At 37.9% G+C, this 16,855-nt stretch carries 13 protein-coding genes; 5 read left to right on the top strand and 8 right to left on the bottom strand.

Annotated elements, in window-relative coordinates; all coding sequences use genetic code 11:
* The 5 genes from nuoH to L6471_RS06505 form a co-directional block, all read right to left on the bottom strand.
* Positions 1–1,095 carry an NADH-quinone oxidoreductase subunit NuoH gene (gene nuoH, locus L6471_RS06525; RefSeq protein ID WP_006282430.1) on the bottom strand — a complete coding sequence of 365 codons (1,095 nt, stop codon included), beginning with the start codon at positions 1,093–1,095 and terminating at the stop codon, positions 1–3.
* A gap of 44 nt (positions 1,096–1,139) precedes the next feature.
* On the bottom strand, positions 1,140–2,714 hold the full coding sequence (locus L6471_RS06520; protein WP_006282431.1) for an NADH-quinone oxidoreductase subunit D-related protein: 1,575 nt from the start codon (positions 2,712–2,714) through the stop codon (positions 1,140–1,142).
* Between the two features lie 15 nt (positions 2,715–2,729).
* Positions 2,730–3,494, bottom strand: coding sequence for an NADH-quinone oxidoreductase subunit B (locus L6471_RS06515; RefSeq protein WP_006282432.1), 765 nt, complete (start codon positions 3,492–3,494; stop codon positions 2,730–2,732).
* Positions 3,485–3,835 (bottom strand): NADH-quinone oxidoreductase subunit A, encoded by a 351-nt coding sequence (locus tag L6471_RS06510; protein WP_006282433.1) that lies wholly within the window; start codon positions 3,833–3,835, stop codon positions 3,485–3,487. The genes L6471_RS06515 and L6471_RS06510 overlap by 10 nt, the downstream gene beginning before the upstream one ends.
* 188 nt (positions 3,836–4,023) lie before the next feature.
* The gene (locus tag L6471_RS06505; RefSeq protein ID WP_237797586.1) at positions 4,024–4,872 is read right to left on the bottom strand and encodes an ATPase; all 849 of its coding nucleotides are present in this window, start codon (positions 4,870–4,872) and stop codon (positions 4,024–4,026) included.
* A gap of 90 nt (positions 4,873–4,962) precedes the next feature.
* Here L6471_RS06505 and L6471_RS06500 point away from each other — a divergent pair, with 90 nt between their 5' ends.
* Genes L6471_RS06500 through L6471_RS06480 form a run of 5 tightly spaced genes read left to right on the top strand, consistent with a single transcriptional unit; the run spans position 4,963 to position 11,121 of the window.
* Entirely contained in the window at positions 4,963–7,368 is a 2,406-nt protein-coding gene (locus L6471_RS06500; RefSeq protein ID WP_237797585.1) for a mechanosensitive ion channel domain-containing protein, read from the top strand.
* Between the two features lie 5 nt (positions 7,369–7,373).
* Positions 7,374–8,132 (top strand): 3-deoxy-8-phosphooctulonate synthase, encoded by a 759-nt coding sequence (kdsA, locus tag L6471_RS06495; RefSeq protein WP_006282436.1) that lies wholly within the window; start codon positions 7,374–7,376, stop codon positions 8,130–8,132.
* A gap of 52 nt (positions 8,133–8,184) precedes the next feature.
* Positions 8,185–9,174: a KpsF/GutQ family sugar-phosphate isomerase gene (locus L6471_RS06490; RefSeq protein ID WP_006282437.1), complete on the top strand. Its 990-nt coding sequence runs from the start codon at positions 8,185–8,187 to the stop codon at positions 9,172–9,174.
* Positions 9,175–9,223: 49 nt separating this feature from the next.
* On the top strand, positions 9,224–10,492 hold the full coding sequence (cls, locus tag L6471_RS06485) for a cardiolipin synthase (RefSeq protein WP_006282438.1): 1,269 nt from the start codon (positions 9,224–9,226) through the stop codon (positions 10,490–10,492).
* Between the two features lie 29 nt (positions 10,493–10,521).
* Positions 10,522–11,121 carry a response regulator transcription factor gene (locus L6471_RS06480; protein ID WP_074548517.1) on the top strand — a complete coding sequence of 200 codons (600 nt, stop codon included), beginning with the start codon at positions 10,522–10,524 and terminating at the stop codon, positions 11,119–11,121.
* A gap of 513 nt (positions 11,122–11,634) precedes the next feature.
* Here L6471_RS06480 and L6471_RS06475 read toward each other — a convergent pair.
* The 3 genes from L6471_RS06475 to L6471_RS06465 form a co-directional block, all read right to left on the bottom strand.
* Complete coding sequence (locus tag L6471_RS06475; RefSeq protein WP_027454115.1) at positions 11,635–12,591, bottom strand: LuxR C-terminal-related transcriptional regulator; 957 nt, start codon at positions 12,589–12,591, stop codon at positions 11,635–11,637.
* 139 nt (positions 12,592–12,730) lie between these two features.
* Complete coding sequence (gene ccsA, locus L6471_RS06470; protein WP_237797584.1) at positions 12,731–15,010, bottom strand: cytochrome c biogenesis protein CcsA; 2,280 nt, start codon at positions 15,008–15,010, stop codon at positions 12,731–12,733.
* 61 nt (positions 15,011–15,071) lie between these two features.
* Positions 15,072–16,823: a di-heme oxidoredictase family protein gene (locus tag L6471_RS06465; RefSeq protein ID WP_237797583.1), complete on the bottom strand. Its 1,752-nt coding sequence runs from the start codon at positions 16,821–16,823 to the stop codon at positions 15,072–15,074.
* Positions 16,824–16,855 lie beyond the last annotated feature (32 nt).

The raw sequence follows: 16,855 nt of genomic DNA, 5'->3' as shown, positions 1-16,855 counted from the left end.
TTATTGTATGCACCAACCCAAAGCAACACATACAGTCATCAATACCAAATTAAGCAATGATAGTGGCATAAGATACTTCCACTCCAACTTCAAAATCTGGTCTACGCGCAAGCGTGGGAAAGTCCAACGAATCCACATCAGCAACCATACCACAGCAAAGGTCTTACCCAAGAACCAAACAATACCAGGAATCATATCCATGATACCATTGAAAGCATCAAGACCTGAAATATGGAAAGGCATCCAACCACCAAGGAATACAGTAGAAGCGATACCAGAGATTACAAAGAGATTCAAATACTCAGCCAAGTAATAGAAACCGAATCCCATACCAGAATATTCTGTATGATAACCAGCAGTCAACTCACTCTCAGCCTCAGCCATATCGAAAGGACCACGATTTGCTTCTGCGTTACCTGCTACTAGGAATATAAGAAAAGCAATGATTGCAGGAATAGCAGAAACATGACTTGGGAAAATCAACCAAGCATCATTTTGAGCCTCTACAATACCACTTACCTGCATGGTTCCTGTTAACACTACAGCTGAAATAAGGCTCAAACCTAATGACATTTCATATGAAATCATCTGAAGAGCACCACGCATAGCAGAGATGACAGAATATTTATTGTTACTTGCCCAACCTGCAACAAAGATTCCTAGTACTCCAATAGAAGAAATGGCTGTAATCAGGAATACTCCAACATTAAAGTCAAGTACATGTGCCCCCTTGTTCCAAGGCATAAAAGAGAATGTACCTACAGAAGCTATAATCACTAGGAAAGGAGCAATGCAATACAATAACTTATCTGCTTTATCAACAGCAAAGATCTCCTTAATCAACATCTTTACTACATCGGCAAATACCTGAAAAATACCCCATGGACCTACACGCATAGGACCAAGACGGCATTGGAAATATGCACAGACTTTACGCTCCATGAATATCAATACGATAGCCAATAAAGCATATGCAGTAAGGATGAATACACCTACAAGCACACATTCAATTAAAATCGACAAAAAATCTCCCAAGCCAAATGTCTGGCGAAGAAGTGTGTCGAACCATGTTGTTACTATACTAAAATCAAACATATTCTTTATCTTTTAGTTTTTTCTATTATTTTTTGAATTTAGTATTAACGATCCAAATCAGGAATTACGAAGTCGATAGATGCACCTGTTGCAATTAAGTCAGCAATCTTCTGACCCTTCAACATCTTATCAAATGCACCTGCCAATGAAAGACCCATTGGACGCATCTTGACACGATATGGACTCTTATCGCCACGACTGTCAAGATATACACCGAACTCACCTGCTCCACCCTCTACAGAGAAGAACCACTGCCCTTCAGGAACCTTAATGATAGGTTTCTGCTTGATATAGTATTCACCCTCTGGAATGTTATCTATGAGCTGTTCGATAATATCGAGACTCTGATAAATTTCATTGATGTGAATCATATAACGATCCATGGAGTCGCAGTTACTACCTACAACGTCATTCCATTGTACCTTATCATACATATCATAAGGATGATTCTTACGAACATCATTATGCCAACCTGATGCACGACCTGCAGGACCAGTAACACCATAGTTAATACAGTCTTCCTGATTCATATAACCTACACCTTCAAGACGCTGGTGTGTAATGACATTATCACCAAACACATCCAGATATTCCTTGACCATAGGACGCATATACTTACAGAAAGCTTTAGTATTTTCTACGAAATTAGGATCTATATCATCCTGAAGTCCACCTATTCTGTAATAGTTTTGGATCAGACGACCACCTGTTGTCTCTTCCATTACATTAAGCAGATGTTCACGATCACGCATACAGTACAAGAATGCTGTCAGAGCGCTCAAGTCCTGTGCACAAGTACCAAGGAACAACAAGTGGTTATCGATACGCTGAAGCTCATCCATTATTGTTCGAATGTACTTAATGCGATCATTGAGTTCGATACCCATAGCTTCCTCGATTACTCCTACAAGTGCATGACGATGATGCATCGCACATAGGTAGTTCAGACGATCTGTCAATGCCAAAGTCTGAGGATAAGTCATGTTCTCCATCATCTTCTCGATACCACGGTGAATATAACCTAAATGTGGATATACATTTTTGATAGTTTCACCATCAACGATAGTCTGTAGACGAAGCACACCATGAGTAGATGGGTGGTTAGGACCAAAGTTCATCACGAAATCATCATCATCAAAAAGACGATGCTTGGTCTCAACGAGATTACCATTCTTATCCAAATTCCATTCTGAGGTATAGTCACTCTCTGGCTCATCGGTCATAGGGAACGGATTAGCCTCAGGGCTCATATCGAAGTCTTTACGCAAAGGATAGCCCTGAAAATCGTTACGCATAAAAAGGCGTCGCATATCAGGGTGACCTAAAAACTTAATACCCAAGAAGTCAAAAACCTCACGTTCTAGAAGATCAGCACCATGCCAAAGCTTTAATACAGAAGGGATTACATATTCCTCACCAACCTGCTTTGCCAACTGCTTTACAGAAGTACGCTCATGAGTCTGTGTATTTTCGAGGATATAGATACATCCAAGACCTTCTTCAGCACCAAAATCTTCACCGATAATAGTAACCAGGTAATCGAAATGCTTTTCATTTTTCAATTTTGCCATTTCTGAGGCAAAATTGTCAAAGCCGAATTCTTTATTTTCTAGTTTCATGTTCGCTTACCTTAATTAATTATTTGTTTCAGTAGATTGTTCCTTATTCAACTGGTCGATTTCTTTTGCAAGATTTTCAACCTCTTCCTGACTTGGCTGACCAGTAACAATGATTGGTTCCTTGTTACCGATTTTAGCATTAGAGAAATTCTCGTTGCTCAAACCGTGAAGACCACCATTACTCAAAGAAGCTTCCTTCTCTTCGCTGGTCATCTTATGGTTAGCACCACCAAAGAATTTTTCGACCTTAATCTTGCGTTGCAATTGCATCATACCATAGATGATTGCCTCTGGACGAGGAGGGCATCCTGGAATATAAACATCAACCGGTACCAACTCGTTGATTCCACGAACTACATTATAGCTCTTCTTAAAAGGTCCACCACTAATGGTACAGCCACCTACAGCAACGACATACTTAGGCTCTGCCATTTCATCGTACAAACGTTTGAAAACAGGTGCCATCTTATTGGTAATAGTACCTGCACACATAATCAAGTCAGCCTGACGTGGAGAGTTACGGGTTACCTCCCAGCCAAAACGTGACATGTCATAGCGAGCACAACCAATAGCCATAAACTCGATACCACAACAAGAAGTACCAAAAGTTAAAGACCAAGGTGAGTTACTACGACCCCAGTTAATTGCAGCATCTAACGATCCCAATACTACATTTGCACCACCCTCATTGAGTTCTGCGGCAATTTTCTCTAACGAGTCATTGTCCTTGAAATCCTCATAAGGCACACTCTTAATAGAGGCTCTTTTTCTTACTTCCATTCCAATGCTCCTTTCCGCCAAGCATAAGCTAAGCCAAATACTAATACGAGCAGGAAGAAGCCAATGCTAACAAGAGCCATTGCTCCAAACTGCTTTACGACTACTGCCCAAGGATAAAGAAAAACGGTCTCGATGTCGAACATCAGGAAAAGGATAGCAAACAAGTAATAACCTACGTGCATTGGTAACCAAGAGCTACCACGCGTAGGAATACCACATTCAAAAGCTTCACCTTTTACCGGATTATAAGAACGAGGACCGATTAACTTAGCAATGACAAATGCTGCCAATACCAAGGTTACAGCCGTCAACAAAACGGTAATAAACAAAGTAAAATACATAAAATTTATAACGTTATTATATTGTATACTGCTTATAGCGAACAGAGGCCAATCTGTCCAAAGCGATGCAAAGGTAACAATATTTTTTTGATTGCTGCCCTATACACTAAAAAAGTTGTCTTCCTAAATAAAAAAAGAAAGAATTATAAGCTGCTTACAATAAGCCAATACCCTTATTTCGGCTATTATTAAGCACCGTGATAGCTTATCAAGCCATCAATTGGACTAGAAATTACTTCTCCCATTTCATAACCTTCTTCACGAGCTACTTTTGAAAGAATATCAACAAAACTTCCAGCAATCCCCCCTACAAACCCGATACGGATTTCATGAATTTGAAGATACGATTTATACTGTATAATATTACGTCTAAAGAAATTTCGAAAGTTTTCTTCTACTAATTCTCTTAGTTCCTGTCTATCAATATGTTTAGCGATAAACTTTGCAATAGAAGCTAAAAAACGATTAGCAAGAGGCTGAGCATAAACACGATTAATAATCTCGGCATAAGTAAGTTTAGAATCATTCAGAAACTCCTCTTTAATTTCTTCCGACAAAAAACCTTTAAAAATACCATTTAAGAATAGTTTACCTAAAACAGCTCCACTGCCCTCATCTCCAAGAATATAACCTAAAGGCGGGGTGTTCATGACAATTTTTTCTCCATCATAACAACAACTATTTGCTCCAGTACCCAAGATACAGGCTATACCCTTTTGATGTCCACAAACTGCACGAGCCGCTGCCAGTAAATCACCATTTACCTCTATATTCATGACATCAGAGAAAACAGTTTGAAGAGCCCTCTTCACTTTTTCTGATTTTTGAGGAGTACACCCACTACCATAAAAGAAGATCTTATCTATTTTCACAGTATGGAGCACAGGAAGTAATTCGTCCTGTAAAACTCGCATAATATTATCTTCATCCTGATGAAAAGGATTAATACCCTGAGTATTTACTTTCTTGAGAACATTGGTTCCATCTATAAGAGCCCAATCTGTCTTAGTACTACCACTATCAGCTATTAAAATCATACTTGATGTTTATTGGTTCGACAAAAGTACAAAGTTTTTTTCAAGTTACAAAAGTTTTTAATTACCTTTGCACACATAATTTAGAGAATTATGAAAAAAAGAATATTTGTAATTTTAATACTTTTAATAGCATTTATATTACCAAGCAATGCCGTCTTGAAAGAAGATAGCATTACGACGACCCTTTACATCTTGCGTTCAGAACTTACCAATGCTCATCTTGAAATGGAGAAACAGGCCAAACAGACCAAAGATTCTCAAAAACAACTCTTTGAGCAGATTACACAAATTTTGAATCAGGCAAATCAGAATGCCTTGATGCTGTATTCTCAGAAAGATGGCTATATTTTCGATCTAGCCTACGCATGTCATGAAGCAACTGAACAGTTTAACAAATTCAAGACACAGAGTAAGCCTTTTCAAAAAATACTTCGCAAAAACAATATCGAAGTTGCAAGATATGATTCTCTCATCAATTACCTTCAAAAAATGCCTAAACAATTTCTTGATGAAAGAAGTCAGATTAACCGAAATGTGTGTCTCACACTAGCTGTTAACATCCGCCGACAACTAAAAGAGACGGAAGAACAGCTTCAACAAGATCAACGCATTTATGATATGATAGAAAGTCGCTTACAAAGCTTAAATGACTATGCAGACATTCGCTATCAAGAAATACAGAATAATATTTTCAATAACCTTGCAGACAATTATTTCAGTATTCTTCGTAGCTTTAACCGAGAAATGTACCAAACTGAAAATACGGTAAAAGAAAAATATAAGCCAACACCAAATTCTATTTCACAATGGGATTCAAAGTATATTGGTTTTCTCTTTATTATACTTATCACCTGGTCATTCATTTCGATATTTATTAATATTATTTTCTTCAGATTTATATTTACCTGGCTAATCAAGAAGAGCAATTTTACCAAGATACGTGATCGTTTCTTAGCCAAGCGAACACCTATCATTATGGCCATGACCGTTGTGACATTCGGAATTTTCCTTGGTATTATCCGAACGTCTTTTGCTCAAAACTTCTTCACCATGGCTAGTGGTTTGCTCATGCAGTATACTTGGCTACTAGGTGTAATTTTGATATCACTTCTTCTCCGAGTCGAGTCTGACAAGATTAAGAGTGCATTCTTGATATATGCTCCTCTCATAGTTGTAGGCTTCATCGTCATTATTTTCCGTGTGATTTTGATTCCTAACACATTAGTAAACTTGATTTTCCCTCCTATTCTGCTGTTCAATTTAATATGGCAAGCTTACGTTATCTACAAAAAGCACTATAGAGTACCAAGAAGCGATATGTTTTTTTCATACATTTCGCTTACTATTTTTGTTGCATCTGTAATTCTTTCGTGGTCGGGTTATACTCTCGGCTCCGTACAATTACTTATATGGTGGGTGATGATGCTTACGTGTATCCTTACTCTCAACTGCTTGTCTCAATGGCTCAAAAGTTGGGGAGAAGCCAAAGAAATGGAAAAGAAACCCGTTCATAAGAATTGGTTCTTCCGCTTAATATATAAAGTTGTCTTACCTTGTTGTGGTGTTTTCTCATTCATCGTTTCTATCTACTGGGCAGCAGAAGTATTCAATTTAAGTGATACAGTATGGGAAATTTTCAAATATCATATTGTTGACTCCAAAGAGATTTCTTTCAGTCTTTATGGCATATGCATGGTTATCAATTTGTGGTTTATCTTTAACTATATCGTCAAGGTAGCCAACGAAATCATGGAAGCGAGATTTAAGGCAAAAGACCCAACGACTGCAGCCAGTCGTACTGTTATGACAAGAAACGTTACTCAGGCATTAGTATGGGCTATATGGCTGCTTGGCAGTTTACATATACTGCATGTCAGTTGGACATGGTTTGTTGTCGTGTCTGGTGGTTTATCAACTGGTATCGGTTTTGCCATGAAAGATATCCTCGAAAATATCTACTATGGTATATCGCTGATGGCTGGTCGTATCAAAATTGGCGACTACATTGTCTGCGATGGTATCCGTGGACGTGTAAGCAGTATTAATTATACCTCTACCATGCTCGAGGCTCTCGATGGTAGTATCATAGCTTTCCAGAACAGCCAACTGTTCACTAAGAACTATAAGAATCTTACTCGTAACCATGGTTATGAGTTGGATACACTTGAGGTTGGTGTAGCGTACGGTTCAAACATTTCAGAGGTTAAGAAACTTTTGAAAGAAAACGTCAGCAAACTTGACTGTGTATACAAGAAAAAGCCTGTTACAGTTCTACTCAAAAGCTTTGATGACAGCTGTATTACACTTAAGATACTCGTATGGGTAAACGTATTGACTAAAGCTCTCGATGATGGTGAAATTATGGAATGTATCTACAAGACACTCAATGACAACAACATAGAGATACCATTCCCACAACGCGAAATTACCATCAAAAGTATTACATCTGCTAACGTAAAAGAATTGGAAGAAAATACAACATCAGAAAACAAATAAAAAAAATGGAAAACGTCTTTATTTGTGGCCCATGTGTCATTGAGTCAATGGAATTACTTGACACCGTGGCTAAAGAATTAGTTAGACTCAACCAAAAATATGGTATAAATATCATATTCAAGGCCTCATTCGACAAAGCTAATCGCACTTCTATTCATTCTTTCAGAGGTCCGGGAATGGAAAAAGGTCTACAGATGCTTAACGAAATAAAGACAAAATATGGACTCCGACTGTTGACCGATATTCACGAAAGTTATCAAGCTGAGCCAGTGGGTAAAGTTGTCGACGTAATACAAATTCCAGCTTTCCTTTGCCGACAAACAGATCTACTGGTAGCAGCTGCCAAAACTGGTAAGATTGTAAATATCAAAAAAGCTCAATTTCTCAGCGGACAGGACATGAAATATCCAGTAGAAAAGGCTAAGGAAAGTGGTGCTCAAGAAGTATGGCTTACTGAACGAGGCAATACTTTTGGATACAACAATTTGGTTGTGGATTTCCGCAATATTCCTGATATGCTAGAAATAGTTCCAACCGTTATCATGGACTGTACACATAGTGTTCAACGCCCAGGAGCAGGTGACGGAAAAACTTCTGGAGACCGTCGCTTTGTACCATCTATGGCCTTAGCAGCTAAAGCATTTGGAGCAACAGGATATTTCTTTGAAGTGCATCCCAACCCAGATTTGGGTTTGAGCGATGGACCAAATATGCTGCCACTAGACCAACTGGACTCTCTTATCAACAAAATACTTAAAAAGTAGCTTTAAAACGAAGACCCTAAAAGGTAAAGTAAACTTCGTAAAATCAAAGGAAATGGAGAATAAACAAGATAATCAAGAAGTAGAAGAAAGAATTCGTAAATCACGTCAATATGGCGAACTCTGTTTACGCAATGAAGCCAAGGCCATACTCGATTTGATTCCTCAGATGGATGACGAGTTTGTTAAAGCCGTTGAAATGATGTATCATTGCAATGGCAAAATCATCGTGACAGGTGTAGGTAAGAGTGGTAATGTGGGCGCTAAGATTGCTGCTACATTAGCATCTACAGGAACTCCTGCATTTTTCATTAATCCACTTGATGTATATCACGGTGACCTAGGAGTCATGACTGCAGATGATGTCGTTTTGGCCTTAAGCAACTCTGGCCAAACTGACGAATTATTGCGATTTATTCCAATGGTTCTCCACATGAATATACCTATCATATCCATGACTGGCAATAAAAATTCGCTCTTGGCAAAATACAGCAATGCCCATATTATGGTACATGTAGAGCGAGAAGCCTGTCCGCTTAACTTGGCTCCAACAAGTAGCACAACAGCAGCTTTGGCTATGGGCGACGCACTTGCTATCGCCTTGATGGAAGTACGCAACTTCAAACCTAGAGATTTTGCGCAGTTCCACCCAGGTGGCGAATTAGGCAAACGTCTATTGACTACAGCAGGCGATGTCATGAAAACAGATAACCTGCCTATTATTCCACAAGACATGCATTTGGGTGAAGCTATCATTAAAGTCAGTAAAGGACAGTTAGGACTCGGTGTATCCTTAGTAAACGACAAGATCGCAGGAATTATAACCGATGGTGACATTCGTAGAGCAATGGAACGTTGGCAGGCCGAATTCTTTGATCATACTGTCAACGAGATTATGACCATCCATCCGAAACAAGTATATACCTCTACTAAGATATCAGAGGTACAACGAATCATGCAGGAGCATCGTATTCATACCGTTTTGGTTACAGATAAAGAAAAACATCTGCTGGGAATCGTAGATCATTATGCATGCATGATCTAAATACGAAAATGTTTTAGGCGAATAAATTTTCGGAACGAAAAAAACAAAAATGAAGCATATAAAACAAATTATAATTGCGCTCCTCATACTTTGGGTAAACCTCACAGCTCATGCACAATCGTCAGATTCACTGATTGTGGCACAATTAAGATCCAAGGGGATAACCTTTTCTCATGATAATTCAATTACCCTTCTGACTAATGGACAAAGGAAATTTGATGATATGTTTTCGGCTATTCGACAGGCCAAAAGTACAGTGCATCTAGAATATTTCAACTTCAGAAATGATTCGATTACACGTAAATTGATTTCTATTCTTGGCCAAAAGGTAAAAGAAGGAGTTAAAGTTCGTGCCCTCTTTGATGGATTTGGTAACTCTTCTAATAATATGCCACTCAAAGAAAAGCATATTAAAGCCATTCGAGAAATGGGCATCGAGATAAAAGAATTTAATCCTGTTAAATTCCCCTGGATAGACGACATTTTTAATCGTGACCACCGCAAAATAGTTATTATTGATGGCAAGATTGCCTATACAGGTGGAATGAATGTAGCTGATTATTATATAAAAGGAACAGAAGTAGTTGGTGGATGGTATGATATGCACTGCCGTATTGATGGCAGCGAGGTAAACACTCTTCAGAAAATATTCTTGAAGATGTGGAAAAAAGTAACCCATCAAAATATACACTCTACAGAATTCTGGAGAGCCAAAAAAGCTGATTACTTTCAGGGATTACGTCCAGATACAACAGCGACAGCCTACCATAAGATGGTGGGTATCATAAATCGTGAACCACATATCAGCAATGATATTATACGATACTTTTATGTTAATGCTATCAATGACGCTAAAGATAGTATCAAGCTGATTAATCCGTACTTCACTTTAAGTCATAAACTTATCAAGGCTATAAAGAATGCAGCTAAAAGAGGGGTAAAGGTTCAGATTATGCTTTCTACAAAGAGTGATGTACCACTGACTCCTGACTGTGGATTCTATAATGCACATAAATTCATGAAAGCAGGCTGTGAGGTATACATGTTTACCAAAGGTTTTCATCACACCAAGATTATTATGGTAGATGGAAAATTTTGTACCGTAGGCAGTGCTAATCTGAACTCTCGAAGTTTAAGATGGGACTACGAGGAAAATGCTGTTATTATAGACAAGAATACAACCAAAGAGTTAGACACCCTCTTCGAAAACTATAAGAAGGACAGTTTCTTACTTACACCGAAGAGCTGGAAAGAATGGCGCACACCAAGTCAAAGACATCTTGGATGGTGGGCTCACTTACTTGCACCATTCCTCTAATATGAGATTATAAAATAAAACTCTACAATATGGAGCATCAATTTACAGGAAGACCATCAATAGCAATTATTGATAATAATACTTTAGCTAGCATGGGTCTAAAGAAAATCCTTCAAGACGTAATGCCTATCATGACTATCGAAACATATATAAGTTTCGAAGAGATGATTCAAGCTGGCACTGACCGCTTTTTCCACTATTTCGTTTCCACAAACATTGTACTAGAAAATCGTGATTTCTTTACTCAGCATGCTCATAAAACTATCGTGCTTACATTACAAAGCGATGCCGAAATGAGTGGCTTTAAAACGCTTTGTGTAAACGTACCCGAAAAAGAACTTACTATGAATCTGCTCAGATTAGAGCAAAGAGGACACGCAGGAGGCAAAAATCTGCCAAAAATGCCCAAGGTGTTACGTAAACAGTTGCTATCCGACCGAGAAATAGAAGTTCTGTCTTTAGTGGCGCAAGGGCATATTAACAAAGAAATTGCCGAAAAACTTAATATCGGCCTTACCACAGTAATAACACACCGCAAAAATATTCAGGAGAAATTAGGTATGAAAAGCGTATCTGCACTCACCATATATGCTGTAATGCACGGTTACGTAGATATCAATAAGATATAACAACGCTGTAATCTCAAATCATATTTGTTTCTTATTGCGTAGTTCTAACACATTTTTGAATTTGTATGATATAAACCGTCTTGTGGTTTGCTTTTTGCTGCTGTAATAACAGAATGCTTCAAATATGCATTTACTGCATTCCATAATTGTCTAAATATCAACAATTTACCAATTTTCAGCTTTATTGATTTGAAAATGCTTGACCTAAGTATAGCTTTTACGCATCAAAAGTATAATGGTTATACTACAAAAGCATAATGGTTATACTGCAAAAGTATAATGGTTATACTGCAAAAGTATAATGGTTATACTGCAAAAGTATAATGGTTATACTACAAAAGCATAATGGTTATACTGCAAAACCATAGTGTTTGGCTGCTCAAATGTATGCTTTTGCCCAACATTAACTATGGTTTTACAGAAAATAAGGGTAAAATGTGGTAGCGAAATACCAAAGAGTCTGTCTAAAAGTTGAAAATTTCGAGCTAGATGATGATTTCTAAGCGAAGCTATCTACAACTTCACATTAGAAATATCTATCAGATTATTGACAATAGCATAAATCGTCAGACCAGCAGGAGAATGAATCTGAAGTTTTTTGGCGATATTGCGACGATGAGTAATAACAGTATTGATAGAGATACAAAGATGATCACCGATTTCTTTATTTGTCATACCCTGTACCAATGCCACAATAACATCCTTTTCTCGCTCACTAAGAGCTTCGTCTGAATGGGGAGACTTATTGAGCATATTAGAAATCTGATTGGTTACATTTTCTTGCTTGCTTTGCTTCTCCAATCTTCTAATAGCTGGAATAAAAATTTCATCCTCTACACTGGCATGCAAATTCAACCACTCTTCATTATTGTAAATGTCATAAAGAGTTGCAGCCAACTGGTTATTATGTAGACCGTCGGAAGGTAAATATTTAATAATAATATTTTTCAATTCTTTCAGCTGTGTATCCGTTTGTCCGTGATGCTTTGAGAATGTATCAATATCGTAATTATCATATGTTCTACCTTGCAACAATCCCTCTACATAAGGAAAGACATTCTTTTCCTCATAACGCATATGCTTGGTGATAGAATGAGCATATTCTTCGTACAACTTTAAAATCAAACGCGCAAGATTATCATGTTCATCCAAAGCACCTTCTAACTCTTTACGAATAAATGGTAACTGAAAATCAAGATAATAAGCATGGGAAGCCTTAAGATATTGCAATAAAGTAGGTATGGAAAGTTTATCATAATCATCAAAAAGCTGATAACCGTTGATAGTGAAATTAACAACAGCTAAAAAAGTGTATGTATCCACTTTTTGATTTTCACAAACCTCTCGAACCGTTTTATCTCCAAAGCCCAAGCTTATACCAAAACTACCCAGACTCTGTAATATATTGTAATTATCTCTGATGATAGAAATCATTTTATCATCAGCTTCATATACTTTTTGATTTTTCATATCTTTCAACACATGCCTAAAGGCTACAATTCATCATCACATTATCAAAACGCAAATATAATATTTATTTTCGACATAGACAATACCTAAAAATAATGATAATCGGAAGAAATTTGATAAAACAATTACCTACCCGTACCTATGCATAGCTATGCATACCTCCTAAAATATAGTTCACTCCAAAATAGGTCATTAGGATACTCAAAAAGGCTAAGACCATAAATATATGATACGACAGTGGCTTTTGCAAAGCTTTCACACTCTTAGAATGGAGTGCTATAGCATAAATCATCAGAGTTATCAGTGCCCATGTCTCTTTAGGATCCCAACTCCAATAGGTACCCCAACTCACATTCGCCCAAATAGCACCTATAAAGATACCAAGCCCTAAAGTCGTAATGGCTGGATATAAGAATATCTGTGACAAAACCTGCAGTACCTTCATTTGCCGTTCGATAGTATTCTTCGTTTCTCGCTTTACCGAAGCTATCACATGCAACAATATGGCAAGTAGCCCACATATACAAATAATAGCAAGAAAAGCATAACTCATCATAATAACACTGACATGAACACTCAATAGCGGAGAATTTAGTACAGGCATCATTTGACCTATAGCCGGATCCATCTGACTGATATGACTAACCAAAAGGAAGAATCCACTAAGCATAAATCCGAATGTCGTAATCAACATGCGAAGAGAATGAAGGCGAATAGCCATCAGCATCGTAATGAGCATCGAAAACCAAGCAATAGATAACATCGACTCATACCCATTGCTCAAAGGCACATTTCCACTAATAATCCATCGCAATACTAAAGAAAAGGTTAATACCATAAAAGATAACCCCAACACGATTATCATACCTGATTCTATCACGGAATAACGCAGACCCAACCAGTACATATTACGAGACAGTAACTGTCTGATTACACCAAACAATCCTAAAAATCCAATAGTAAGATTGAACATAAACAGTATCGTTGCAATAGGTATCTGATTGTATATTCGTTCAGCTTTTACCTGAGTAATAGTAGGAAGACTTGTACCTGCATGATGCTTTTGATAAGCCAAGATTTCATTCACTTGCTGTAAAACATTTGTATTATTACCGATAAGTGCAGAACCATACAAGTGACGAAAACTCTTTCGCATGTAACGATAATCTCGAGAAGATACATATTTAGGATAAGCTAATTCCTGATGCGAGAACCACTCCGTTTTACCATTATGTGTTATAGGATACAACTTCAGAATATTACCCATCTTCAATTCTACGATAAGTTGAACCTTTTCATCTAACTTAATAGCCTGATCATGCAAAGCATCATGATGATTATCTCGGTATGACTCTTCTACCAAACGACGAAGAACATAACCCGAAGAAGGAAATAAATCAGCAATAGAAACATAACTATCCAATCCTAACTCGCGTTTCAGTTCTCCACCTTTCACTTTGATAATTTTTTCTTTCTGCCACTGGTCACCCCAAAAAATAAAACCGGTAAATATCTGTTCAGGCGTACATCCCTTATAGGAGCGTTTACCGGATATTTTCTTAGTAAAATCGTAAGCAAACGTCTGCATTTGACACACACGATTATTATACAATACATACATCTCACCTACTCTACTTGCTACCTCTTTAGGAAAAACAGTTGTAGTTGAAGCAGAGCTAGGAAGAATAGAGGCATTTAAAAGGAGAAGCACGAGAAAGGCACCTCTCTGAATAAGTGGACTCCGGAGCAATTCACGAAATCGCCCTTTGGGATCTATTAACATCGCTATTAAAGAAAAAAACAGTAAAGCATAACCTACATAAGTTACAGGTATGCCAAAAGGATCACTATTAACCCGTAAAATACTACCTTTACCATCAGCATCATACGAACTTTGGTATAATCTAACCCCTTGATAGCTCATAATATGATTCATCGATACAGTTCCTGCCACTTTTTCATCTCCATCTATGAGCGTTATTTGAGATGAATAATCTGCTACAGCCGATGTACCATCATGATAAGATATACCAAAGTGATTCAACTGAATGGAAAACGGAAGTTGACGTGCTGATAAGTTATGCATATCATCACCCATCGGAAGATATTCATTTGTAGTTTGACCCAATCTAAGATGCACAGCTCCCTGATAAGAAGTAAGATGAGTGAGTAGTGCACCTAAGAGGATAACAACAAATGAAAGATGAAGCAAAACTATATTCCATTTTCGTAACTTACTTTGAATAATATAAACCAAACCTACTGCTACCAGCATAGCCCATAGCACACTAAACCACCACGAACCATAAATGGATGAAACCACAAAAGGTGTACCTTTATATTTCTCGATTACAGTAGCCATCGCCATGACAAGAATCAAAAGAACATATATACAAAAAAGGATTTTCTTCAATTTCATTTTCTCTCAACAAACTATAAACTATCCCTGATTTTCGATTACGAAAACCAGGGATAAAAAACTAGATGGATCTTAAAAATTTAACCACAGCATCTCTATCAGCTTTTGGTAAATTATAGAATTTTAAAGCAGAATTATATGCATGACTATTTTTACTGTAACCATGCCACATAATCGCTTCTATCTCATTACGCGCACGACAGTCGTGCAAACGGTCTTCTGCACCCGTATTAATGAGTGACAAACCTCTACCCCATAAAGGTGTGGTACGACACCAACTGCCATGAATATCATTCTTCATATATAGTTTATGTTGAATCATATCACTATATGGATGAATGGTCTGATGAGGATATCGAGGAAGATTGCGTTCACCTATCAAACCTGGTTTCCAATAGTTATCATCACCTGTTTTCCAAGTAGGACGATGACAATTAGCACAACCGATTTCGTTAAAGACTTCCTTACCACGCTGTACCTCAGCATCATTCAAATTTCGAGCACGAGGTATCGCAAGTCCACGATGCCAAACCATAAAGTTATAAAACTGCTCATCAGTCTGATCTGCTGTAAAATTGTGCCATTGATTATCAAACTGATTAGTCGACGGACTTAACAGATGAAGAACTGCATCTGCAATGCCTTCCTCTGTACCATCTGCATAATAAGGAGATGTTGGGTCTGCTTTAATTTTTGCAATAACCTCCTTATTCTTACTCATAGCACTAGCCCAAGCATCAGTAGTATACAGATAAGGACGATCAGAACGACTTACATTAGTGATGTTCCATATAGCATTAGCACCAGGACCATCTTGCAATGAACCACGAGTCAATGCATATGTAAAGCGCTTCACCAATTTAGCATCTGCAGCAGACGTATTATCCGCATATCTACCTGTAGCAGCTAACTTACCATTAGCCACACTATACCATGCACCAGCTGCAAAATCATCGGCATCAGAATCCCAGAATGAAGCATTCACATACTCAGAAACATCCTTGCCTGTTCGCTTATAATAACTTGCAGTTTTGGCATATTGAGCCTTAATGGAATCATTAGGAATGGCATCGAGCAATCCAGTACCAATTACACCTATAGTCGACTCCAGACGAACTGCATAATTCGTAGGAACGGGATCTGTGTTGAAAGCCGATGAAGCTATCGTCACTTCAGGATAGATCAGATCATACGTCTCACCATCAGGGAATTGCATCGGAATTCCACTTTCCATAGCAGTAACATGATTCCAAGTAATATTAATTCCATCTTCACTGATTGGAGGAAGAAATGGTGTTACGGCTTGTGTCTGAGGCATACCGGTTACCTCTGAGATATACGGTCCATCATTAGAACCTTCTGATGTAGGATGATAAACTACCAAAAGATAGCCATTACCATTGCCATAACCCGTAGTATACTGGGCCATTCGCTTGCCATGGCCATACTCTGGATGACAATCGAAACATGAACTACGAACAGAAGCAGGACCTAAACCTTTGAAAGGAGCAGTAGACTGTGAATAATTACGCTCGAACATCTGCTCTCCAGAAAAAAAGGCATTAAAAAGATCCTGGTCAGCATCAACCGCTGGTGTCTGGTCTGAATAGGCATTTGATCCCGTATTCTCTGTTGTTCCCAGCTGCCCACCTGGATACCACTCGTCAGCAGTAAAGTTGCCTACGGCCTGTCCTACATAACTAGCCTCTGGCTGTTCGTTAGTAGCTATTGTTGTATCATCATCACTACAAGATACAAAATTAGCCGCTAACAAGACACTGGCCAGAGATGGAATAAAATAATGTTTTTGCATATATTGTATAATTAATAAGAATTTAAATCTTC

The organism is Segatella bryantii (assembly GCF_022024215.1).
Lineage (GTDB): Bacteria > Bacteroidota > Bacteroidia > Bacteroidales > Bacteroidaceae > Prevotella > Prevotella bryantii.
The sequence above is the reverse complement of the archived record's forward strand: the minus strand, read 5'-3'. Positions and strand labels throughout refer to the sequence as shown.

What these genes read in the sequence shown, in the direction of transcription:
- nuoH (WP_006282430.1), bottom strand. Translation starts at nt 1,095, where the DNA reads ATGTTTGATTTTAGTATAGTAACAACATGGTTCGACACACTTCTTCGC.
- L6471_RS06520 (WP_006282431.1), bottom strand. Translation starts at nt 2,714, where the DNA reads ATGAAACTAGAAAATAAAGAATTCGGCTTTGACAATTTTGCCTCAGAA.
- L6471_RS06515 (WP_006282432.1), bottom strand. Translation starts at nt 3,494, where the DNA reads ATGGAAGTAAGAAAAAGAGCCTCTATTAAGAGTGTGCCTTATGAGGAT.
- L6471_RS06510 (WP_006282433.1), bottom strand. Translation starts at nt 3,835, where the DNA reads ATGTATTTTACTTTGTTTATTACCGTTTTGTTGACGGCTGTAACCTTG.
- L6471_RS06505 (WP_237797586.1), bottom strand. Translation starts at nt 4,872, where the DNA reads ATGATTTTAATAGCTGATAGTGGTAGTACTAAGACAGATTGGGCTCTT.
- L6471_RS06500 (WP_237797585.1), top strand. Translation starts at nt 4,963, where the DNA reads ATGAAAAAAAGAATATTTGTAATTTTAATACTTTTAATAGCATTTATA.
- kdsA (WP_006282436.1), top strand. Translation starts at nt 7,374, where the DNA reads ATGGAAAACGTCTTTATTTGTGGCCCATGTGTCATTGAGTCAATGGAA.
- L6471_RS06490 (WP_006282437.1), top strand. Translation starts at nt 8,185, where the DNA reads ATGGAGAATAAACAAGATAATCAAGAAGTAGAAGAAAGAATTCGTAAA.
- cls (WP_006282438.1), top strand. Translation starts at nt 9,224, where the DNA reads ATGAAGCATATAAAACAAATTATAATTGCGCTCCTCATACTTTGGGTA.
- L6471_RS06480 (WP_074548517.1), top strand. Translation starts at nt 10,522, where the DNA reads ATGGAGCATCAATTTACAGGAAGACCATCAATAGCAATTATTGATAAT.
- L6471_RS06475 (WP_027454115.1), bottom strand. Translation starts at nt 12,591, where the DNA reads ATGAAAAATCAAAAAGTATATGAAGCTGATGATAAAATGATTTCTATC.
- ccsA (WP_237797584.1), bottom strand. Translation starts at nt 15,010, where the DNA reads ATGAAATTGAAGAAAATCCTTTTTTGTATATATGTTCTTTTGATTCTT.
- L6471_RS06465 (WP_237797583.1), bottom strand. Translation starts at nt 16,823, where the DNA reads ATGCAAAAACATTATTTTATTCCATCTCTGGCCAGTGTCTTGTTAGCG.